At 64.1% G+C, this 20,765-nt stretch carries 19 protein-coding genes; 1 reads left to right on the top strand and 18 read right to left on the bottom strand.

Annotation, left to right across the window (positions count from 1 at the left end; translation table 11 throughout):
• Positions 1–149: 149 nt before the first annotated feature.
• The 6 genes from ACQ4OD_RS07620 to ACQ4OD_RS07595 all read right to left on the bottom strand — a co-directional run bounded on the left by ACQ4OD_RS07620 (position 150) and on the right by ACQ4OD_RS07595 (position 5,141).
• Positions 150–788, bottom strand: coding sequence for a protein-L-isoaspartate(D-aspartate) O-methyltransferase (locus tag ACQ4OD_RS07620; protein ID WP_162175259.1), 639 nt, complete (start codon positions 786–788; stop codon positions 150–152).
• A gap of 38 nt (positions 789–826) precedes the next feature.
• The gene (gene surE / locus ACQ4OD_RS07615) at positions 827–1,576 is read right to left on the bottom strand and encodes a 5'/3'-nucleotidase SurE (protein ID WP_046854410.1); all 750 of its coding nucleotides are present in this window, start codon (positions 1,574–1,576) and stop codon (positions 827–829) included.
• Entirely contained in the window at positions 1,564–2,622 is a 1,059-nt protein-coding gene (gene truD, locus ACQ4OD_RS07610) for a tRNA pseudouridine(13) synthase TruD (RefSeq protein WP_430944115.1), read from the bottom strand. Before truD ends, surE begins: the two co-directional genes overlap by 13 nt.
• Positions 2,619–3,092 carry a 2-C-methyl-D-erythritol 2,4-cyclodiphosphate synthase gene (ispF, locus tag ACQ4OD_RS07605; RefSeq protein WP_102684063.1) on the bottom strand — a complete coding sequence of 158 codons (474 nt, stop codon included), beginning with the start codon at positions 3,090–3,092 and terminating at the stop codon, positions 2,619–2,621. The genes truD and ispF overlap by 4 nt, the downstream gene beginning before the upstream one ends.
• 77 nt (positions 3,093–3,169) lie before the next feature.
• Positions 3,170–4,018, bottom strand: coding sequence for an S-formylglutathione hydrolase (gene fghA, locus ACQ4OD_RS07600; RefSeq protein WP_110701900.1), 849 nt, complete (start codon positions 4,016–4,018; stop codon positions 3,170–3,172).
• A 10-nt stretch (positions 4,019–4,028) separates the two neighbouring features.
• Entirely contained in the window at positions 4,029–5,141 is a 1,113-nt protein-coding gene (locus tag ACQ4OD_RS07595) for an S-(hydroxymethyl)glutathione dehydrogenase/class III alcohol dehydrogenase (protein ID WP_016712915.1), read from the bottom strand.
• A gap of 110 nt (positions 5,142–5,251) precedes the next feature.
• Here ACQ4OD_RS07595 and ACQ4OD_RS07590 point away from each other — a divergent pair, with 110 nt between their 5' ends.
• Positions 5,252–6,166, top strand: a complete 915-nt coding sequence (locus ACQ4OD_RS07590) for a LysR substrate-binding domain-containing protein (protein WP_102684061.1) — start codon at positions 5,252–5,254, stop codon at positions 6,164–6,166.
• A gap of 87 nt (positions 6,167–6,253) precedes the next feature.
• On the opposite strand, the gene ispD is transcribed toward ACQ4OD_RS07590, so the two are convergent.
• From ispD to fabZ, 12 genes are all read right to left on the bottom strand, one after another.
• Complete coding sequence (gene ispD, locus ACQ4OD_RS07585; protein WP_139669207.1) at positions 6,254–6,961, bottom strand: 2-C-methyl-D-erythritol 4-phosphate cytidylyltransferase; 708 nt, start codon at positions 6,959–6,961, stop codon at positions 6,254–6,256.
• The gene (ftsB, locus tag ACQ4OD_RS07580; protein ID WP_011535259.1) at positions 6,958–7,239 is read right to left on the bottom strand and encodes a cell division protein FtsB; all 282 of its coding nucleotides are present in this window, start codon (positions 7,237–7,239) and stop codon (positions 6,958–6,960) included. The genes ispD and ftsB overlap by 4 nt, the downstream gene beginning before the upstream one ends.
• 157 nt (positions 7,240–7,396) lie before the next feature.
• Positions 7,397–8,686 (bottom strand): phosphopyruvate hydratase, encoded by a 1,290-nt coding sequence (gene eno, locus ACQ4OD_RS07575; RefSeq protein ID WP_027920020.1) that lies wholly within the window; start codon positions 8,684–8,686, stop codon positions 7,397–7,399.
• Between the two features lie 153 nt (positions 8,687–8,839).
• Positions 8,840–9,685, bottom strand: a complete 846-nt coding sequence (kdsA, locus tag ACQ4OD_RS07570) for a 3-deoxy-8-phosphooctulonate synthase (protein ID WP_028690660.1) — start codon at positions 9,683–9,685, stop codon at positions 8,840–8,842.
• 3 nt (positions 9,686–9,688) lie between these two features.
• Positions 9,689–11,317: a CTP synthase gene (locus ACQ4OD_RS07565; RefSeq protein ID WP_046854404.1), complete on the bottom strand. Its 1,629-nt coding sequence runs from the start codon at positions 11,315–11,317 to the stop codon at positions 9,689–9,691.
• Positions 11,318–11,587: 270 nt separating this feature from the next.
• Positions 11,588–12,883 carry a tRNA lysidine(34) synthetase TilS gene (gene tilS, locus ACQ4OD_RS07560; RefSeq protein ID WP_430944114.1) on the bottom strand — a complete coding sequence of 432 codons (1,296 nt, stop codon included), beginning with the start codon at positions 12,881–12,883 and terminating at the stop codon, positions 11,588–11,590.
• A 138-nt stretch (positions 12,884–13,021) separates the two neighbouring features.
• The gene (locus tag ACQ4OD_RS07555; protein ID WP_023628729.1) at positions 13,022–13,969 is read right to left on the bottom strand and encodes an acetyl-CoA carboxylase carboxyltransferase subunit alpha; all 948 of its coding nucleotides are present in this window, start codon (positions 13,967–13,969) and stop codon (positions 13,022–13,024) included.
• A 105-nt stretch (positions 13,970–14,074) separates the two neighbouring features.
• Positions 14,075–17,599: a DNA polymerase III subunit alpha gene (gene dnaE, locus ACQ4OD_RS07550; RefSeq protein WP_102684058.1), complete on the bottom strand. Its 3,525-nt coding sequence runs from the start codon at positions 17,597–17,599 to the stop codon at positions 14,075–14,077.
• A gap of 183 nt (positions 17,600–17,782) precedes the next feature.
• Positions 17,783–18,406, bottom strand: a complete 624-nt coding sequence (gene rnhB, locus ACQ4OD_RS07545) for a ribonuclease HII (protein WP_139669201.1) — start codon at positions 18,404–18,406, stop codon at positions 17,783–17,785.
• A 1-nt stretch (position 18,407) separates the two neighbouring features.
• Positions 18,408–19,535 carry a lipid-A-disaccharide synthase gene (gene lpxB, locus ACQ4OD_RS07540; RefSeq protein ID WP_046854401.1) on the bottom strand — a complete coding sequence of 376 codons (1,128 nt, stop codon included), beginning with the start codon at positions 19,533–19,535 and terminating at the stop codon, positions 18,408–18,410.
• A gap of 1 nt (position 19,536) precedes the next feature.
• Positions 19,537–20,313: an acyl-ACP--UDP-N-acetylglucosamine O-acyltransferase gene (gene lpxA, locus ACQ4OD_RS07535; protein ID WP_102684056.1), complete on the bottom strand. Its 777-nt coding sequence runs from the start codon at positions 20,311–20,313 to the stop codon at positions 19,537–19,539.
• Complete coding sequence (fabZ, locus tag ACQ4OD_RS07530; RefSeq protein ID WP_011535269.1) at positions 20,310–20,750, bottom strand: 3-hydroxyacyl-ACP dehydratase FabZ; 441 nt, start codon at positions 20,748–20,750, stop codon at positions 20,310–20,312. The genes lpxA and fabZ overlap by 4 nt, the downstream gene beginning before the upstream one ends.
• Positions 20,751–20,765 lie beyond the last annotated feature (15 nt).

The raw sequence follows: 20,765 nt of genomic DNA, 5'->3' as shown, positions 1-20,765 counted from the left end.
CAAAAATGCAATATTGTTTCAATTATAACCGAGCCACCCTGCTTGGGGTGACTCGCTGTTGGCCTGATCCAGTACGAAAAGCGCCACGCCAGATAGACAGGGCCCAGGCGCAAGAATTCGTCGTCGCCGCAAATATTCCGTTACGCCGCTCAGGCCAGTGGGCCATTGAGCAGCGGCACGAAGCGCACGGCGCCGAGTACCCGCCGCGAGAAGCCATGCTCTTCGCGCACGATCAGCATCAGTTGCTGGGTCTCCCCCGCCGGCCCGACCGGGATCACCATGCGTCCGCCCGGCGCCAGCTGATCGAGCAGTGCCTGCGGCACTTCAGGCGCGACTGCGGTGACGATGATGCCGTTGTAAGGCGCCAACGCCGGCCAACCTTCGCAGCCGTCGCCCCAACGGAACACCACGTTGCGCAGGTTGAGCTCGACCAGGCGCTCCTTGGCCCGGTCCTGCAGCACCTTGATGCGCTCCACCGAGAACACCCGCTCGACCAGCTGGGCCAGGATCGCGGTCTGGTAGCCCGAGCCGGTGCCGATCTCCAGCACCTTGTCCAGGGGGCCTGCCTCCAGCAACAGCTCGCTCATGTGCGCGACCATGAACGGCTGGGAGATCGTCTGGTTGTGGCCGATCGGCAGCGCCGTGTCTTCATAGGCGCGATGGGCCAGGGCTTCATCGACGAACAGGTGGCGCGGGGTGCGACGAATGGCCTCGAGTACCTTGGCGTTCGACACGCCTTCTTCATAGAGCCGCTGGATCAGCCGCTCCCGGGTACGCTGGGAGGTCATGCCGATGCCGCGGCGCTGCAGATCGTCCTGTTCGCGCATCAGAGCAGGCCCTCCAGCCAACCGTCGAGGCGCTCGAAGGCATCGTTGAAGGTGCGGTCCAGTTGCAGCGGGGTGATCGACACGTAACCCTGCATCACGGCATGGAAGTCGGTGCCCGGGCCGCCATCTTCGGCATCGCCGGCCACGGCGATCCAGTAGCCTTCCTTGCCCCGCGGGTTGACCACCTTGGTCGGTGCCGCGGCACGCGCGCGGTGCCCCAGGCGGGTAAGCTGGATGCCACGTATATGCTCCAGCGGCAGGTTGGGGATATTGACGTTGAGCACGGTGCGCGGCGGCAGCTCCAGGCGCGACTGCGCCTCGACCAGGCGCCGGGCGATGTAGGCGGCGGTCGGCAAGTTGTCGGGCAGGCGCGACAGCAGCGAGAAGGCCAGCGAGGTGCCGCCGAGGAAGCGCCCCTCCAACGCCGCAGCCACCGTGCCCGAATAGAGCACGTCATCCCCCAGGTTGGCGCCCAGGTTGATGCCGGACACCACCATGTCCGGGGTTTCCGGCAACAGGCCGTTGAGCCCCAGGTGCACGCAGTCGGTCGGCGTGCCGTTGAGGCTGATGAAGCCGTTGGCCAGCGTCTGCGGATGCAGCGGCCGGTCCAGTGTCAGCGAGCTGCCGGCACCGCTTTTGTCTTGATCCGGGGCAATCACCACGCACTCGGCATAGTCCACCAACGCTTCATGCAGCGCGGCGAGGCCGGGTGCGGTAACTCCGTCGTCATTCGAAATCAGAATACGCATGGGCTGTCCGTCTGCCCTGCCGGCACCAGATCGACGAGTTCGCGCACCACCACGGTGGCGAAGCATCCGGCCGGAAGGACGAATTCCAGTTGCAGGATATCAGGCTCGGGATAATGCCACGTCAGCCGCCCAATAGGGAGCCGCAGGATGCGCCGTTCGTGATCCATGCCCGCTCGCGCCAGCCAATCGCACAGCGCCGGATGACGTCCGGCGACCGTGGACTCGAGGTCGAGGGTCGCGCCCTGGCTCGGTGCCGCACCGGCGCCCCACAGCGGGCCCGTCGGGTGCAGGTCGAGAATGGCCAGGCGCGGGTCGTTGCACTCGGCCTCGCCGGCCACGAAGAAGCTGCGCTTGTCGGTGAAGGCCAGCAGGTCGCCGACCTGGGCGCGCTGCCAGCTGCCATCGGCGACACGGGCGGCCAGCACCTGGTTGAACAGGTAGCTGCGCCCGGCCGACAGCAGCCGCGAACGCAGGTTGCGCTGCTCGGGCAGCGCCTGGCGAGCGGCCCAGCCCTGTGCGTCGTGCACGTTGCCACCGGCATGGCCGAAGCGCTGGCTGCCGAAGTAGTTGGGCACGCCCTGCTGCTTGAGTTGCTCCAGGCGGGCATCAAGGGCCTGGTGGTCGGCCTGCAGCGCGGTCAGGCGCAAGGTGAAGCCATTGGCCGAATGCGCGCCACGCTGCAGCTTGCGCTGGTGGCGCACCTGCTTGAGCACGCGCAGGGTGTCGTCCTCGGCACGGGACAGGTCTGGGTCGGCCTTGCCCGGCAGGTGCAGGCTGAACCACTGGCGGGTCAGGGCCTGGCGGTCCTTGAGGCCGGCATAGCTGATGGCACGCACCGGCACGCCGGCGGCGCGGGCCAGGCGGCGAGCCGCCTCCTCGGTGTTGAGGTCACGCTTCTCGACCCACAGCCACAGGTGCTCGCCCTGGCCGGACAGCGGGATATCGAGGACTTCATCGACCTGGAAGTCTTCAGCCACCGCCTTGAGCACCGCGGTGCCCAAGACATCGCCCGAGGCCCGAGGGCCTAGCAGTTCCAGTTCGGTCATGCTGGCAGCAGCAGGGCGACCGCATGCACGGCGATGCCCTCCTCGCGGCCGGTGAAGCCCAGCTTTTCTTCAGTGGTGGCCTTGACGTTGACCTGGTCGAGCTCGACCTGCAGGTCTGCGGCGATGTGCTGGCGCATGGTCTCGATGTGCGGGGCCATCTTTGGTGCCTGGGCGACGATGGTGGCGTCGACATTGCCGACCTTCCAGCCCTTGTCACGCACGACAGCGACCACGTGGCGCAGCAGCACCCGGCTGTCGGCGCCCTTGAACTGCGGGTCGGTGTCGGGGAAATGCTTGCCGATGTCGCCCAGCGCCGCGGCACCCAGCAAGGCATCGCTCAGGGCGTGCAGCAGCACGTCGCCGTCGGAGTGGGCCAGCAGGCCGAACTTGTGGGGGATACGCACCCCGCCCAAGGTAATGAAATCACCGTCGCAGAAACGATGGACATCGTAGCCGTGGCCAATACGCATAGAAGAACGCCCTGATTGAGTCAGGGCGTGATTCTACCTGCTTTTGCGGTATTGGGGCTGCTTCACGGGCCTGCGGCTCAGACCCTGCCCAGTGCCACCGCATGATGGCGCAGGTGTTCATCGATGAAGCTGGCGATGAAGTAGTAGCTATGGTCGTAGCCTGGCTGCAGGCGCAGGGTCAGCCCATGGCCGCCCTTACGGGCCGCCTGCTCCAGCGCCTCTGGCTTGAGCTGCTTTTCAAGGAAGTCATCGCGATCCCCCTGGTCCACCAGCAGCGGCGGGCATTCATCCGCCTCGGCCAGCAGCACACTGGCATCCCACTCGCGCCACTGCGCCCGGTCTTCGCCCAGGTAGCGGCTGAAGGCCTTCTCACCCCAAGGGCAATCCATTGGATTGCTGATCGGTGAGAACGCCGACACCGAGCGGTAGCGCCCCGGGTTGCGCAAGGCGCAGACCAGCGCGCCATGCCCGCCCATCGAGTGGCCACTGATACTGCGCTGGCTTGACGCCGGGAAATGCTCCTCGATCAACTCCGGCAACTCGTGCACCACGTAGTCGTGCATCTGGTAGTTGCGCGCCCAGGGCTGCTGGGTGGCATTGAGGTAGAACCCCGCGCCGAGGCCGAAGTCCCAGGCACCGTCCGGATCACCCGGCACCTGCTCGCCACGCGGGCTGGTGTCCGGGGCGACGATGATCAGCCCAAGCTCCGCGGCCAGGCGCTGGGCGCCGGCCTTCTGCATGAAGTTCTCGTCGGTGCAGGTCAGGCCGCTGAGCCAGTACAGCACCGGCAGCTTTTCGCCCTGCTCGGCCTGGGGCGGCAGGTACACCGCGAACACCATGTCGCAGGCAAGCACCTTGGAGCTGTGCCGGTAACGCTTGTGCCAGCCGCCAAAGCTTTTCTGGCAAGAGATGTTTTCCAGCGTCATGGCGAGGGCCTCAGAAGTGGATTACGCTGCGGATGCTCTTGCCTTCGTGCATCAGGTCGAAAGCTTTGTTGATGTCCTCCAGGCCCATGGTATGGGTAATGAAGGTGTCCAGCGGGATCTCGCCTTTCTCGGACATTTCCACGTAGCTCGGCAGCTCACTGCGGCCACGCACGCCGCCGAAGGCCGAACCGCGCCAGACGCGACCGGTGACCAGCTGGAACGGACGGGTGGCGATTTCCTGGCCGGCACCGGCCACGCCAATGATCACCGACTCGCCCCAGCCCTTGTGGCAGCATTCCAGCGCCGCGCGCATCAGTTGCACATTGCCGATGCACTCGAAGGAAAAGTCCACGCCGCCGTCGGTGAGATCGACGATCACTTCCTGGATCGGGCGGTCGTAGTCTTTCGGGTTGATGCAGTCGGTGGCGCCCAGCTGGCGGGCGATCTCGAACTTGGCCGGGTTGATGTCGATGGCGATGATGCGCGAAGCCTTGGCCTTGACCGCGCCGATCACTGCCGACAGACCGATGCCGCCGAGGCCGAAGATGGCCACAGTGTCACCCGGCTTGACCTTGGCGGTGTTGAGCACCGCGCCGATACCGGTGGTCACGCCGCAGCCGAGCAGGCAGACCTTTTCCAGCGGGGCCTCTTTCTGGATCTTGGCCACGGAGATTTCCGGCAGCACGGTGTACTCGGAGAAGGTCGAGGTGCCCATGTAGTGGAACAGCTGCTGGCCCTTGTAGCTGAAGCGGGTGGTGCCGTCGGGCATCAGGCCCTTGCCCTGCGTGGCGCGGATGGCCTGGCACAGGTTGGTCTTGCCCGACAGGCAGAATTTGCACTTGCCGCATTCCGGGGTGTACAGCGGGATCACGTGGTCGCCGACCGCCACCGAGGTCACGCCCTCGCCAACCGCCTCGACGATCGCCCCGCCCTCATGGCCGAGAATCGACGGGAAGATGCCTTCCGGGTCGGCGCCAGACAGGGTATAGGCGTCGGTATGGCAGACACCCGAGGCGACGACGCGCAGCAGCACTTCGCCGGCCTTGGGCATGGCCACGTCCACTTCGACGATTTCCAGGGGTTTCTTGGCCTCGAAGGCTACAGCAGCGCGTGACTTGATCATCAAAGGTCTCCAGACAAGAGTGTCGATTGCAGGCAAGCAGTGTAATTCACTGCCTTTTGATGAATAATCCGGCCATTCACAAAACATTATTGCCACACAGGGATAATCCATTGAGCAGCCGCTGGGAAGGCATCGACGAATTCGTCGCCGTGGCAGAAATGGGCCAGTTCACCGCCGCTGCCGAACGCCTCGGAGTGTCTTCGTCGCACATCAGTCGGCAGATCGCCCGCCTGGAGGAACGCTTGCAGACCCGCCTGCTGTACCGCAGCACGCGGCGGGTGACCCTCAGCGAAGCCGGGCAGACCTTTCTCCAGCACTGCCAGCGCCTGCAGGATGGCCGCGAGGAAGCGTTGCGCGCCATGGGCGACCTGGCCAGCGAACCCAAAGGCCTGCTGCGCCTGACCTGCGCGGTAGCCTATGGCGAGCGCTTCATCGTGCCGCTGGTGACGCGCTTCATGGCGCTGTACCCGCAGTTGCGGGTGGAGGTGGAGTTGAGCAACCGCACCCTCGACCTGCTGCATGAGGGCATGGACCTGGCGATCCGCCTGGGCCGCCTGCAGGATTCCCGGCTGGTGGCCACGCGCCTGGCGCCGCGACGCATGTACCTGTGCGCATCACCGGCCTACCTGGCACGCTATGGGCGGCCGCACAGCGTGTCGGAGTTGGCGCGGCACAATTGCCTGGTCGGCAGCTCCGACCTGTGGGCGCTGCAGCAGGAGGGTCGCGAGATCAGCCAGCGGGTACAGGGCAACTGGCGCTGCAACAGCGGCCAGGCGGTGCTGGATGCGGCGCTGCAGGGGATGGGCCTCTGCCAGTTGCCGGATTACTACGTGCTTGAGCACCTGCATAGCGGGGCGCTGGTGTCGTTGCTGGAGGGGCACCAACCGCCGAATACAGCGGTATGGGCGTTGTATCCGCAACAACGGCATCTGTCGCCGAAGGTGCGGCGGTTGGTGGACTATCTCAAGGAAGGGTTGGCGCAGTTGCCGGAGTATCGCACCACGCCTTTGCAGGAGCGGCCTTAGCCGCGATGCGGGCAACGCGGTCAGGCACCCGCTTCGCGGGTGATCGCGGCTGAAGCCGCTCCTACAGGTACGGCGTCAGACCATCGCTCAGCGACGCCCAGCCCAGCGCTGGCGCAGCCACTCCAAGTCCTCTGGCCGAGTCACCTTGATATTGTCGCTGCGCCCTTCGACCAGGCGCGGCGCATACCCGGCCCACTCGATGGCGGACGACTCATCGGTGACTGCTACATCGGACACCAGGCACTCGGCCAGCGCCCGGTGCAACATGCCGAGGCGGAACATCTGCGGGGTGTAGGCTTGCCAGACGGTGCTGCGATCGACCGTCGCCGCCACCCTGCCCTCGCCGTCGGCACGCTTGAGCGTGTCCCGAGCGGGTACGGCGAGCAATCCACCGACGGGATCTTCAGCCAGGGCTGACAGCAACTTGTCCAGATCGCCACGCGCCAGATTCGGCCGCGCGGCGTCGTGCACCAGCACCCAGTCGTCATCCGACGCGCCCTGGGCGTGCAGCAGCAATAGCGCATTGAGCACCGAGTCAGCGCGCTCGTCACCACCCGGGGCACGCTGGATACGCGGATCGCTGGCACAGCGCAGGCCGGGCCAATAAGGGTCGTGTTCGGCAATGCTGACCACCACGCCCTTGAGCATGGAATGGTCGAGGAAACAGTCGAGGCTATGCTCGAGAATGGTCTGACCGCCCAGTTGCAGATACTGCTTGGGACGGTCGGCAGCCATGCGGGCGCCAATGCCCGCGGCGGGAATCACGGCCCAGAAGGCCGGCAGTTTGTTTGTCATTTCTGTGGCAGCTGGTAGAGGGTTTCGCCCTCCTTGACCATCCCCAGTTCATGACGAGCCCGTTCTTCCACGGTCTCCATACCTTTCTTCAACTCCAGGACCTCGGCATCCAGCACGCGATTGCGTTCCAGCAGGCGTTCGTTTTCCGCATGCTGGTCGGCGATCTGCTGCTTGAGTTCGGTCACTTGCGCCAGGCTGCCATTACCTACCCAAAGGCGATATTGCAGGCCGCCGAGCAGCAGGAGCAGGACGAGGAACAACCAATAGGGACTGCGCATGAAGATATCCAGGGTAAAAAAGGCCGCCGCAGCGAGCTTCCGATAGCACGAAGCCTGGCCGAGGCCAGGCTTCGTCGACAGAAACCCGTGGAGGCAACCGAACGATCAGTACGAACGTTCAGCAGGCCCCGGCTGCTGCCTTTTTACCATCTCTTGCTCAGCCGCGAAACTCGGCACGGCCGCGATACACGGCTTTGGCGCCCAGTTGCTCTTCGATGCGCAGTAGTTGGTTGTACTTGCTGACGCGGTCGGAGCGGCACAGCGAGCCGGTCTTGATCTGGCCAGCGGCAGTGCCCACGGCCAGGTCGGCGATGGTCGAGTCCTCGGTTTCACCGGAACGGTGCGAAATCACCGCGGTGTAGCCAGCGGCCTTGGCCATCTGGATGGCTTCGAGGGTCTCGGTCAGCGAGCCGATCTGGTTGAACTTGATCAGGATCGAGTTGCCGATGCCCTTCTCGATGCCTTCCTTCAGGATCTTGGTGTTGGTCACGAACAGGTCGTCGCCGACCAGCTGGACTTTCTCGCCGATCTTGTCGGTGAGGATCTTCCAGCCAGCCCAGTCGGACTCGTCCAGGCCGTCTTCGATCGAGATGATCGGGAAGCGCTCGGTCAGGCCCTTCAGGTATTCGGCGAAGCCTTCGGCGTCGAACGACTTGCCTTCACCGGACAGGTTGTACTTGCCGTCTTCGTAGAACTCGGAAGCCGCGCAGTCCAGGGCCAGGGTCACGTCGGTGCCCAGCTTGTAGCCGGCTTTCTCGACAGCTTCGGCGATGGCGCCCAGGGCGTCTTCGTTGGAAGCCAGGTTCGGGGCGAAGCCACCTTCGTCACCGACGGCGGTATTCAGGCCACGGGCCTTCAGTACGGCCTTGAGGTGGTGGAAGATCTCGGTGCCCATGCGCAGGCCGTCGGAGAAGGTCTTGGCGCCAACTGGCTGGACCATGAACTCCTGGATGTCGACGTTGTTGTCGGCGTGCTCGCCGCCATTGATGATGTTCATCATCGGCACCGGCATGGAATACTGACCCGGCGTGCCGTTGAGGTTGGCGATGTGCGCGTACAGCGGCAGGTCCTGATCCTGGGCGGCGGCCTTGGCGGCAGCCAGGGACACGGCGAGGATGGCGTTGGCGCCCAGCTTGGCCTTGTTCTCGGTGCCGTCCAGCTCGATCATCGCGCGGTCCAGGGCTTTCTGGTCCGATGGGTCCTTGCCCAGCAGCAGGTCGCGGATCGGGCCGTTGATGTTGGCGACGGCCTTCAGCACGCCCTTGCCCAGGTAACGGCTCTTGTCGCCATCACGCAGCTCCAGCGCTTCGCGCGAGCCAGTGGAAGCACCCGACGGCGCGCAGGCGCTGCCGATGATGCCGTTGTCGAGCAGTACATCGGCTTCCACGGTGGGGTTGCCACGCGAATCGAGAACTTCACGACCTTTGATGTCGACGATCTTTGCCATTGTTGTAAGCACTCCAGAATTGACGAAAACAACGCAGCTTTTGGGAATTCTTGCCGTTCACCAGGCGACATGGCACGGGCAGGCCTGGCGAAGGGAGCCCCTGACCGAAAGGTCAGGGGTGGAACGGGCGGTACTTTACCCGAGAAATGAGCTTTACGCGGTTTCTACCGTCGGAAAACTTTTCACCAGGTCGTCCAGCTGCTTGAGCTGTGCCAGGAACGGCTCAAGCTTGTCCAGGCGCAGGGCGCACGGGCCATCGCACTTGGCGTTGTCCGGGTCCGGATGCGCTTCGAGGAACAGGCCGGCCAGGCCTTGGCTCATGCCAGCCTTGGCCAGGTCGGTTACCTGGGCGCGGCGGCCACCGGCGGAGTCGGCGCGACCGCCCGGGGTCTGCAACGAGTGGGTCACGTCGAAGAACACCGGGTACTCGAACTGCTTCATGATGCCGAAGCCGAGCATGTCCACAACGAGGTTGTTGTAGCCGAAGCTCGAGCCGCGCTCACAGAGGATGAGCTGGTCGTTGCCGGCCTCGACGCACTTGGCGAGGATGTGCTTCATCTCGTGGGGCGCCAGGAACTGCGCCTTCTTGATGTTGATCACCGCACCGGTCTTGGCCATCGCCACGACCAGGTCGGTCTGGCGCGACAGGAAGGCCGGCAGCTGGATGATGTCGCACACCTTGGCCACCGGTTCGCACTGGTAGGGTTCGTGCACGTCGGTGATCACCGGCACGTTGAAGGTCTGCTTGATCTCCTCGAAGATCTTCAGGCCCTCTTCCATGCCCGGGCCGCGGTACGAGTTGACCGACGAACGATTGGCCTTGTCGAAGCTGGCCTTGAACACATACGGGATACCGAGCTTCTCGGTAACCCGCACGTACTCCTCGCAGACCTTCAGGGCCAGGTCACGGGACTCCAGGACGTTCATGCCGCCGAAAAGGACGAACGGCTTGTCGTTGGCGATCTCGATGTTACCGACGCGAATGATCTTCTGAGTCATGGATCAGGCCTTGTTCTTCTGTGCCAGGGCAGCCTTGACGAAACCGCTGAACAGCGGATGACCGTCACGTGGCGTCGAGGTGAACTCCGGGTGGAACTGGCAGGCGACGAACCATGGGTGATCCTTGGACTCGACCACTTCAACCAGCGCGCCGTCTTCGGAGCGACCGGACACCTGCAGGCCAGCTTCGACCAGCTGCGGCAGCAGGTTGTTGTTGACTTCGTAGCGGTGGCGGTGACGCTCCGTGATGATGTCCTTGCCGTAGCAGTCGTGCACCTTGGAACCGGCAGCCAGTTGGCAGTCCTGAGCGCCCAGGCGCATGGTGCCGCCCAGGTCGGACGCTTCGGTACGGGTCTCGACCGCGCCGGTGGCATCGGCCCACTCGGTGATCAGACCAACGACCGGGTGGCCGCTGTTGCGGTCGAACTCGGTGGAGTTGGCGTCTTTCCAGCCCATCACGTTACGGGCGAATTCGATCACGGCAACCTGCATGCCGAGGCAGATGCCCAGGTACGGGACCTTGTTCTCACGGGCGTACTGCACCGCGGTGATCTTGCCTTCAACACCGCGCAGGCCGAAACCGCCCGGGACCAGGATGGCATCGGCGCCTTCGAGCAGGCTGGTGCCCTGGTTCTCGATGTCTTCGGAGTCGATGTAGCGCAGGTTGACCTTGGTGCGGTTGGTGATGCCGGCGTGGCTCATCGCTTCGATCAGCGACTTGTACGCGTCCAGCAGCTCCATGTACTTGCCGACCATGGCGATGGTCACTTCCTGCTCAGGGTTGAGCTTGGCGTCGACGACCTTGTCCCACTCGGACAGGTCGGCGCTGTTGCACTGCAGGCCGAAGCGCTCGACGACGAAGTCGTCCAGGCCCTGGGCATGCAGCACGCCTGGGATCTTGTAGATGGTGTCGACGTCTTCCAGCGAAATCACCGCACGCTCTTCGACGTTGGTGAACAGCGCAATCTTGCGGCGCGACGAGGCGTCGACCGGGTGGTCGGAGCGGCAGATCAGCACGTCAGGCTGCAGACCGATGGAGCGCAGTTCCTTGACCGAGTGCTGGGTCGGCTTGGTCTTGGTCTCGCCGGCGGTGGCGATGTACGGGACCAGGGTCAGGTGCATCAGCATGGCGCGCTTGGAGCCCACTTCGACGCGCAGCTGGCGGATGGCCTCGAGGAACGGCTGCGACTCGATGTCGCCCACGGTGCCGCCGATCTCGACCAGCGCGACGTCGGCATCGCCGGCACCCTTGATGATGCGGCGCTTGATTTCGTCGGTGATGTGCGGGATGACCTGGATGGTCGCGCCCAGATAATCACCACGGCGCTCCTTGCGCAGCACGTGCTCGTAGATACGGCCGGTGGTGAAGTTGTTGTTCTGGGTCATCGTGGTGCGGATGAACCGCTCGTAGTGGCCCAGGTCGAGGTCGGTCTCGGCGCCGTCGTGGGTGACGAACACTTCACCGTGCTGGAACGGGCTCATGGTGCCCGGGTCGACGTTGATGTACGGGTCCAGCTTGAGCATGGTGACTTTAAGCCCCCGCGCTTCCAGGATGGCCGCCAGGGAAGCCGAGGCAATGCCTTTCCCCAATGAAGAAACAACACCGCCCGTGACGAATATGTAGCGCGTCATGAAAAACCCTAGAAGTCTGCGTTAAGGCGGCCAGCGCCGCCGGAGAAAGCGAAGGAAGGCCGAAGCCCCCGATCACCTGCGTCAATCACAGTGCATCTCGAAAAACTGCCGCGTCTGTACAGACCAGGGGTGTCCCCGGCATGGAGCTCGCTCGTCATTTTAAGAAATCAGCCCAGCAAAAAACTGCTTGGTAATCGGCAACTGCTGTGTTTTCGCGGAACCCACAGAAGTTGTATCAAGAAGGGAGGGTAGTCTACCGGAATGTACCCTTCAGCTCAAACCTTGCACGTTCGTCGGCGGTTGCCAGTGCAGTTGACATTCGGCCTGAGCGAGTCCGGGCAGATTGGCCACCGCCAGCAATTGCTCGCCCCGGTACAGCAGTGGCAGGCGCGAGCGCACGAAGTGCGGGACCTGCAGCTCGTTGAGAAGACGCTTGAGGTCACGCCGGCCACGGCCACTGACCTCCAGCATTTCGCCGCCTTGACGGTAGGCGATGCGCAGGCCTGTGTTGTCCATGCAGCCTTCCAGCCACACCTGGCCGTTGCCCGGCAGCGCCAGGGGCGTGGACGGGTTCGGCCACGCCCATTCACCCGTCGGAGCTTGGAGCCATTGCCCGTCCAGCCACCAGATGCGCCCGTGGCTGCGCTGCAACTGACCGTCGGTCAGGCGCCAGATCGGGCAGGCATCGCCTGCCGCGCCACGCAGGTCATCCCAACCGGCCCAGTGGCGACTGTCAGGCAGGCGGGTGCGGCGACCGAGCCAGCATTGCAGGGCATTGCGCTGGCGCGCCGGTGACAGCGCCTCGAGTACGGCGAGGTCGAGGGAGGCAAGACCGAGCCAGGGCAGCGGCGCATTGTCGCACGCCGGAGCCAGGTCAGTGGCGGCCAGCTCGTCAAGCAGGCCGAGGGCCTCGCCCAGGTGCTCGGCGCTGCGCGCCAGGTTGCCCTCAGCCTGGGGCCAGCGACCGCGCAGCAGCGGGAAGACCTCTGCGCGCAGGAAGTTGCGGGCGAAGGTGGTGTCGGTATTTGAGGGATCGTCAACCCACACCAACCCCCTGCTCTGGGCATAAGCGTGCAAGCGCTCACGCGAAACCTTCAGCAGCGGGCGCACGAGCCTGCCCTGCCCCAACGAGCGCGCCTCGGGCATGGCCGACAGACCACGCAAGCCGGCGCCGCGCAGCAGACGAAACAGCAAGGTTTCGGCCTGATCGTCACGGTGCTGGCCGGTGAACAGCACAGCGCCTGGGGCAAGCTGCTTTTCGAACGCGGTGTAACGGGCATCGCGGGCAGCCTGCTCAAGACTGGCGCCCGGGGCTACCTGAACGTGAACAACGTCGAGCTCGACGCCCAGGGCATCACAGACGGTCTTGCAGTGAGCGGGCCATGCATCAGCGGCGGCTTGCAGACCATGATGCACATGGACGGCACGCAAGGGGGGCGCGGGATGATTGCGGGCGTAATCGGCCAGCAGGTGCAGGAGGACGGTGGAGTCGAGGCCGCCGGAGAAGGCGACGTACCAGGCGGTGGCATCGAGCCAACGGGCAAACTGGCGAGTGAGGTTGATCACCTGGACCTCACCGTGATGGAGATCGCGGGGGGCGTTTCACACCCCTTTCGCCGGCAAGCCGGCTCCCACAGAAGTATGCATTCCCCTGTGGGAGCCGGCTTGCCGGCGAAAGGGCCGCAAAGCGACCCCTGGAATCCATCAGAGACCGTAGCTCATCAGGCGGTCGTAACGGCGCTTGAGCAGCGCGTCGTTGTCGAGCTTGCCGAGCATGTCCAGCTGTTCGATCAGGTCGGCGCGGATGCTCGCGGACATCTTGGCCGGATCACGGTGGGCGCCGCCCAGCGGCTCCTGGATGACCTTGTCGACGATATTCAGGCTCTTCAGGCGCTCGGCGGTGATGCCCATGGCCTCGGCGGCGTCGGCGGCCTTGTCGGCGGTCTTCCACAGGATAGAGGCGCAGCCTTCCGGCGAGATCACCGAGTAGGTGGAGTACTGCAACATGTTCAGCTGGTCGCACACGCCGATGGCCAGTGCGCCGCCGGAACCACCCTCACCAATCACGGTGGCGATGATCGGCGTCTTCAGACGCGCCATGACGCGCAGGTTCCAGGCAATGGCCTCGCTCTGGTTGCGCTCTTCTGCGTCGATGCCCGGATAGGCACCCGGGGTGTCGATGAAGGTCAGGATCGGCATCTTGAAACGCTCGGCCATTTCCATCAGGCGACAGGCCTTGCGATAGCCTTCGGGACGCGGCATGCCGAAGTTGCGGCGCACCTTCTCACGCACCTCGCGGCCCTTCTGGTGGCCGATGACCATGACCGGCTTGTCGTCCAGGCGCGCGGTGCCACCGACGATGGCGGCGTCGTCGGAGAAGTGACGGTCGCCGTGCAGCTCTTCGAACTCGGTGAAGAGGTGGTCGATATAGTCGAGGGTGTAGGGGCGGCGCGGGTGACGGGCCAGACGGGCGATCTGCCAGCTGGTCAGGTTGCCGAAGATGCTCTCGGTCAGGGTGCTGCTCTTGTCCTGCAGACGGGCAATTTCATCGCTGATGTTCAGCGAGTTGTCGTTACCCACCAGGCGCAGCTCTTCGATCTTGGCTTGCAGGTCGGCAATCGGCTGTTCGAAATCGAGGAAATTCGGGTTCATAGGCTTCCGTCTTGGGTCTACGGCCAGGCGGCCGGCCGGTTGATCCGTTTGGCGCCCTACCTTAAGGGATCAGGCGCATATAGGTCGAGATTAAAATTCGTCGTTTCAACGGTATTGCAGGAAGACGTTCTCACGTCCGAACTGGTCACGCAGTGCCTGAATCAGGCCGTCGGCCGGGTCGATGGACCACTGGTCGCCGAATTGCAGCATGGCCTTGGCGTCGCTGCCGGTGTACTCCAGGGTGATCGGGCAGCCACCACGGTGGCGGGTGATCAGCTCGCCCAGCCAGTTCAGGCGGTCCCCCTTGAGCGCGTCGTGGGCGACCTTCAGGCGCAGGCTTTCGGCCAGCTTGGTACGGGCATCCTCCATGGTCATCACCGTCTTGACCCGCAGGCGCAGGCCACCGGAGAAATCGTCGTTACTGACCTCCCCCTCCACCACCACCATGGCGTCGGTCTGCAGCAAGGCCTGGGCGCCCATGAAGGCATCGGCGAACAACGAGGCCTCGATGCGCCCGGAACGGTCGTCGAGGGTGACGAAGCCCATCTTGTCGCCCTTCTTGTTCTTCATCACGCGCAGGGCAATGATCATCCCGGCGATGGTCTGGGTATCCCGCGCGGGCTTCAAGTCGACAATACGCTGGCGGGCGAAACGGCGGATCTCGGTCTCGTACTCATCAATCGGATGCCCGGTGAGGTATAGGCCGAGCGTGTCCTTTTCGCCTTTCAGGCGCTCTTTGAGCGTCAACTCCCTCACCTTGCGGTGGTTGGCGTAGACGTCGACATCCGCCTCGTCGAACATGCCGCCGAACAGGTCGACATGGCCACTGTCGGCGGTATGGGCCGCCTGTTCGGCAGCCTTGACGGCCTCACCCAGCGCCGAGAGCAGGGTCGCGCGGTTGATGTCGATGTTGGCCTGGTAGGCCTTGATCTCGTCATGGAAGTGCGGGCCGAGACGATCCAGCGCGCCACTGCGGATCAACGCATCGAGGGTACGTTTGTTGACGCGCTTGAGGTCGATGCGCTCGCAGAAATCAAATAGGTCCTTGAACGGGCCGCCCTGGGCACGCGCCTCGACGATCGCCTCCACCGGCCCCTCGCCCACCCCCTTGATCGCCCCCAGGCCATAGACGATGCGGCCATCGTTGTTGACGGTGAACTTGAAGTCGGAGAAGTTCACGTCCGGCGCGTCGAGGCGCAGCTTCATGCTGCGTACTTCCTCGACCAGCACCACTACCTTGTCGGTGTTGTGCATATCCGCCGACAGGACCGCGGCCATGAACGGCGCCGGGTAGTGGGTCTTCAACCACGCTGTCTGGTAAGAGACCAGGCCATAGGCCGCAGAGTGAGATTTGTTGAACCCGTAACCGGCGAATTTCTCTACCAGATCGAAGATGTTACCGGCCAGATCCGCATCAATGTTGTTGGCCACGCAGCCTTCGATGAAACCGCCACGCTGCTTGGCCATTTCCTCGGGCTTTTTCTTACCCATGGCCCGGCGCAGCATGTCGGCGCCGCCGAGGGTATAGCCGGCCATCACCTGGGCGATCTGCATCACCTGTTCCTGGTACAGGATGATGCCGTAGGTCGGCGCAAGAACGGGCTTGAGGCCTTCGTACTGGTAGTCCGCATGCGGGTAGGCCAACTCGGCGCGGCCGTGTTTGCGGTTGATGAAGTCGTCCACCATGCCCGACTGCAGCGGACCGGGGCGGAACAGCGCCACCAGTGCGATAAGGTCTTCCAGGCAGTCAGGCTTGAGCTTCTTGATCAGCTCTTTCATGCCGCGCGACTCGAGCTGGAACACTGCGGTGGTTTCAGCCTTCTGCAGCAACTCGTAGGTCTTGCGGTCGTCCAGCGGAATGAAGTCGATGTTGACGTCGGGCAGGTTCTTCTTGGCCTGCTCGCGGTTGATGATTTCCATCGCCCACTTGATGATCGTCAGCGTACGCAGGCCGAGGAAGTCGAACTTCACCAGGCCCGCGGCCTCGACGTCGTCCTTGTCGAACTGGGTCACCAGGCCGCCGCCTTCTTCATCACAGGCGATCGGCGAAAAGTCGGTAAGCTTGGTCGGGGCGATCACCACGCCACCGGCGTGCTTGCCGGTACCGCGGGTGACACCTTCGAGCTTGAGGGCCATGTCCCAGATTTCGCGGGCATCCTCGTCGCCCTTGAGGAAGTCGCGCAGGATCTCTTCCTGCTCGTAGGCCTTCTCCAGGGTCATGCCCACTTCGAACGGGATCATCTTCGACAGGCGGTCGGCCAGGCCGTAGGACTTGCCCTGCACCCGCGCCACGTCACGCACCACCGCCTTGGCGGCCATGGTGCCGAAGGTGATGATCTGGCTCACCGCGTTGCGCCCGTAGGCCTCGGCCACGTAGTCGATCACCCGGTCGCGGCCATCCATGCAGAAGTCGACGTCGAAGTCGGGCATGGAAATACGTTCAGGGTTGAGGAAGCGCTCGAACAGCAGGTCGTAGGCCAACGGGTCGAGGTCGGTGATCTTCAGCACGTAGGCCACCAGCGAGCCGGCACCCGACCCCCGGCCCGGGCCGACCGGCACGTCGTTGTTCTTCGCCCACTTGATGAAGTCCATAACGATCAGGAAGTAACCGGGGAAGCCCATCTGGATAATGATATCCAGCTCGAACTTCAGGCGGTCCAGGTAGACCTGGCGCTTCTCTTCGTAGTTGGGCGTGGTCTCCTTCGGCCAGAGCACCGCCAGGCGCTCTTCCAGGCCTTCGTGGGAGACATGCCGCAGGTAGTCGTCGATGCCCATGCCGTTGGGCGTCGGGAAGTCGGGGAGGAAGTACTTGCCCAGCTGCACGGTGATGTTGCAGCGCTTGGCGATCTCAACGGTGTTGGCAATGGCATCCGGCAGGTCACTGAACAGCTCGGCCATCTCTTCGGCGGACTTTAGGTACTGCTGGTCGCTGTAGCCACGCGGGCGGCGCGGGTCGTCCAGGGTCCAACCCTCGCCGATGCACACGCGGGTCTCGTGGGCGTCGAAGTCCGACTGCTTGACGAAACGCACGTCGTTGGTCGCCACCAGTGGCGCGCCGAGCTTGTCGGCCAAGGCCACGGCAGCGTGCACGTATTCCTCGTCACCAGCGCGGTTGGTACGCTGCACCTCGACGTAGAAGCGCTCGGGGAACATGCTCATCCAGTCAGCGAGCAGTACCTGGGCTTCGTCCTGACGATTGGCCATCAGCGCCATGCCGATGTCGCCTTCCTTGCCCGCGGACAGGGCAATCAGCCCCTCGCTGGCCGGGGCGATCCAGTCGCGCTGGATGATCACCAGCCCATTGCGCTGGCCATCGGTCCAACCGCGCGAGATCAGCTCGGTGAGATTGCGGTAACCCTTGGGGTTCATGGCCAGGAAACAGATGCGCGACAGTGGCGCCTCCGGGTCAACCCCTGCCAGCCACAGGTCGGCGCCGCAGATCGGCTTGATGCCGGCGCCCATGGCGGTCTTGTAGAACTTCACCAGCGAGCACATGTTGCTCTGGTCGGTGATCGCCACCGCCGGCATGTTCATCCCGGCCAGGGCCTTGGCCAGCGGCTTGATCCGCACCAGGCCGTCGACCAGGGAGAATTCGGAGTGCACGCGAAGGTGAACGAAGGAGACCGACATGGAGGATCCTGTAGCAGTGCTGAACGACAAGGGCGGGATTGTAGCGTATTGCTCTGCGCTTGCCTCGCCTGCAGGTCAGCGGTTGATTGCAGAATGCATCGCGGGGCAAGCCCGCTCCCACGCCAAGCCTGCAATGGAATCGGCTGCGTGGGAGCGGGCTTGCCCCGCGATGCATGGCGATAATCAGATCAGAAAGGTGGAAACGCCCTCACGAGCTTCCCAGGCAGCTCGAACAGGAGCGAACGAACGCCGATGAATGGGCGTCGGCCCTAGACGGGCCAGGGCCTCAAGGTGCACTGGGGTCGGATACCCCTTGTGCCCGCCGATCCCATAACCCGGGTAGATCAGCTCGAACGCGCTCATCTCGCGGTCACGGGTGACCTTGGCCAGAATCGAGGCGGCGGCGATTGCCGGCACCTGCGAATCACCCTTGACCACCGGAGCCGCCGGTACCGAAAGCTTCGGACAGCGGTTGCCATCGATCAGCGCCAGTTTCGGCGTGACGTGCAGCCCTTCGACCGCACGCTGCATGGCCAGCATGGTCGCATGGAGGATGTTCAGTCGGTCGATTTCCTCGACCTCGGCGCGAGCGATGCAGAAACTCAGCGCCTTTTCGCAGATCTCGTCGAACAGCGCATCGCGCTTGGCCTCGGTGAGTTTCTTCGAGTCGTTCAGCCCGAGGATCGGCCGGCGCGGGTCGAGAATAACCGCTGCGGTTACCACCGCGCCGCACAGCGGACCCCGCCCCACTTCGTCTACACCTGCCACCAGTTCCTCGACCAGGTTGAAATCCAGTCCAATCTGCATGTCAGCGGTCCTTCAACAGGGCAAGCACCGCGTCGGCCGCCTGGTTGGAGGCGTCGCGGCGCAGGGTGCGGTGAATCTGGTCGAAGCTGTCGGTCTGCTGCGCGCCATCCTTGACCAGCGGTGCCAGGGTTTGCGCCAAGGCCTCGCTGGTGGCGGCGTCCTGCAGCAGCTCGGGTACCAACAGCCGCTGGGCAAGCAAGTTGGGCAGCGACACGTAGGGGCTCTTGACCATGCGTTTGAGGATCCAGTACGTCAACGGTGCCAGGCGATAGGCCACCACCATCGGCCGCTTGTACAGCATCGCTTCCAGGGTGGCGGTACCCGAGGCGATCAGCACCGCGTCGCACGCCGCCAGCGCCTTGTGCGACTGGCCGTCGAGCAGGGTCAGCGGCAGCTCGCGCCCTTCGAGCATCTGCTCGACCTGGGCGCGGCGCGCGGCATTGGCGCACGGCAGCACGAAACGTGCGCCAGGCACCAGCTCGCGCAGGCGCTGGGCCGCATCAAGGAACAAGGCGCCCAGGCGCCCCACTTCGCCGCCGCGGCTGCCGGGCATCAGGGCGATCACCGGGCCATCACCCAGGCCCAGCTCGGCACGCGCCGCGCCACGGTCAGCTTCGAGGGGAATGGTGTCCGCCAACGGGTGGCCGACGAAGCGCACCGGCACACCCTGCTCTTCATAGAAGCGCGCCTCGAACGGCAGCAGGGTGAGCATCAGGTCGCACCCCTCGCGAATCTTCAGCACACGCTTCTGCCGCCAGGCCCAGACCGACGGGCTGACGTAGTGCACCGTCTTGATCCCGGCCTGGCGCAGCTTGAGTTCGATATTCAGGGTGAAATCAGGTGCATCGATACCGATGAACACGTCAGGCTTTTCACCGATCAGTGTCTCGATCAACAGCTTGCGCCGCTTGAGCAGCTCGCGCAGACGCCCAAGCACCTCGACCAGGCCCATGACGGCCAGGCGTTCCATCGGGAAGTAGGAGGTCATGCCTTCGGCCTCCATCAATGGCCCGCCGACGCCGATGAATCGCACATCGGGGTGGCGCGCCTTGATGGCACGCATCAAGCCGGAACCGAGGATGTCGCCGCTGGCCTCGCCCGCGACCAGCGCCACGCAAAGTTGGGCCATGTCAGCGCGTGATGCCGCGGGCGGAGTTGGCGATCGATTGACGGAACAGGTCGACTTCCGGGAACTGGCTCACCAGCTCGTCCAGCTCCTTGAGCGCCTCTTCGACGGTCAGGCCCTGGCGATAGACAACCTTGTAGGCGCGGCGCAGTGCATGCAGCACCTCGTCGCTGAAACCACGACGGCGCAGGCCTTCGAAGTTCATGCTGCGCGCCTCGGCCGGGCTGCCGAACACCGTCACGTAAGCCGGCACGTCCTTGCCGATCGCGGTACCCATGCCGGAAAAGGCATGCGCGCCGATATGGCAGTACTGGTGCACCAATGTGTAGCCCGACAGGATCGCCCAGTCGCCCACGTGCACGTGCCCGGCCAACGCGGTGTTGTTGACCAGGATGCAGTGGTTGCCGATGACGCTGTCATGGCCGATGTGGGCATAGGCCATGATCAGGTTGTGATCGCCCAGCGTCGTTTCCGAACGGTCCTGCACGGTGCCGCGATGGATGGTGACACCCTCGCGGATCACATTGTGGTCACCGATCACCAGGCGCGTCGGCTCACCCTTGTACTTCAGGTCAGGGGTGTCTTCACCGATCGAGGAGAACTGGTAGATGCGGTTGTGCTTGCCAATACGAGTCGGCCCTTTAAGCACGACGTGCGGGCCAATGACGGTGCCCTCCCCGATTTCCACATCGGGGCCTACGATCGACCAGGGGCCAACCTCGACGCCCTCGGCCAGCTTGGCCGAGGGATCGATGATCGCCCGTGGATCAATCGAACTCATAGGGAGCGTTCCGCACAGGTGATCTCGGCCGAGCAGACTGGCTTGCCGTCCACCAGGGCACGGCATTCGAACTTCCAGATCATGCTCTTGCGGCTGAGGAACTTCGCTTCCAGGACCAGTTGGTCGCCCGGCAGTACCGGTTGGCGGAAACGCAGCTTGTCGGAGCCGACAAAGTAGTAAAGCGTGCCGTCAGCCGGCTTGGCGTCGAGCATCTTGAATCCGAGAATCCCGGCCGCCTGGGCCATCGCCTCGATGATCAGCACGCCCGGCATGATCGGATGCGCCGGGAAGTGGCCATTGAAGAACGGCTCGTTGATGCTGACATTCTTGTAGGCACGAATGCTTTGGGCCTCGAAGTCCAGCTCCGTCACCCGGTCCACCAGCAGGAACGGGTAACGGTGAGGCAGGTATTCGCGAATCTCGTTGATGTCCATCATTTCGGGGGGAAGCCT

This window comes from Pseudomonas sp. WC1 (assembly GCF_050586565.1).
Taxonomy (GTDB): domain Bacteria; phylum Pseudomonadota; class Gammaproteobacteria; order Pseudomonadales; family Pseudomonadaceae; genus Aquipseudomonas.
The sequence above is the reverse complement of the archived record's forward strand: the minus strand, read 5'-3'. Positions and strand labels throughout refer to the sequence as shown.

Coding starts and splice junctions, on each gene's coding strand:
- ACQ4OD_RS07620 (WP_162175259.1), bottom strand. CDS start 788: ATGACCTCCCAGCGTACCCGGGAGCGGCTGATCCAGCGGCTCTATGAA.
- surE (WP_046854410.1), bottom strand. CDS start 1,576: ATGCGTATTCTGATTTCGAATGACGACGGAGTTACCGCACCCGGCCTC.
- truD (WP_430944115.1), bottom strand. CDS start 2,622: ATGACCGAACTGGAACTGCTAGGCCCTCGGGCCTCGGGCGATGTCTTG.
- ispF (WP_102684063.1), bottom strand. CDS start 3,092: ATGCGTATTGGCCACGGCTACGATGTCCATCGTTTCTGCGACGGTGAT.
- fghA (WP_110701900.1), bottom strand. CDS start 4,018: ATGACGCTGGAAAACATCTCTTGCCAGAAAAGCTTTGGCGGCTGGCAC.
- ACQ4OD_RS07595 (WP_016712915.1), bottom strand. CDS start 5,141: ATGATCAAGTCACGCGCTGCTGTAGCCTTCGAGGCCAAGAAACCCCTG.
- ispD (WP_139669207.1), bottom strand. CDS start 6,961: ATGACAAACAAACTGCCGGCCTTCTGGGCCGTGATTCCCGCCGCGGGC.
- ftsB (WP_011535259.1), bottom strand. CDS start 7,239: ATGCGCAGTCCCTATTGGTTGTTCCTCGTCCTGCTCCTGCTGCTCGGC.
- eno (WP_027920020.1), bottom strand. CDS start 8,686: ATGGCAAAGATCGTCGACATCAAAGGTCGTGAAGTTCTCGATTCGCGT.
- kdsA (WP_028690660.1), bottom strand. CDS start 9,685: ATGACTCAGAAGATCATTCGCGTCGGTAACATCGAGATCGCCAACGAC.
- ACQ4OD_RS07565 (WP_046854404.1), bottom strand. CDS start 11,317: ATGACGCGCTACATATTCGTCACGGGCGGTGTTGTTTCTTCATTGGGG.
- ACQ4OD_RS07555 (WP_023628729.1), bottom strand. CDS start 13,969: ATGAACCCGAATTTCCTCGATTTCGAACAGCCGATTGCCGACCTGCAA.
- dnaE (WP_102684058.1), bottom strand. CDS start 17,599: ATGTCGGTCTCCTTCGTTCACCTTCGCGTGCACTCCGAATTCTCCCTG.
- rnhB (WP_139669201.1), bottom strand. CDS start 18,406: ATGCAGATTGGACTGGATTTCAACCTGGTCGAGGAACTGGTGGCAGGT.
- lpxB (WP_046854401.1), bottom strand. CDS start 19,535: ATGGCCCAACTTTGCGTGGCGCTGGTCGCGGGCGAGGCCAGCGGCGAC.
- lpxA (WP_102684056.1), bottom strand. CDS start 20,313: ATGAGTTCGATTGATCCACGGGCGATCATCGATCCCTCGGCCAAGCTG.
- fabZ (WP_011535269.1), bottom strand. CDS start 20,750: ATGATGGACATCAACGAGATTCGCGAATACCTGCCTCACCGTTACCCG.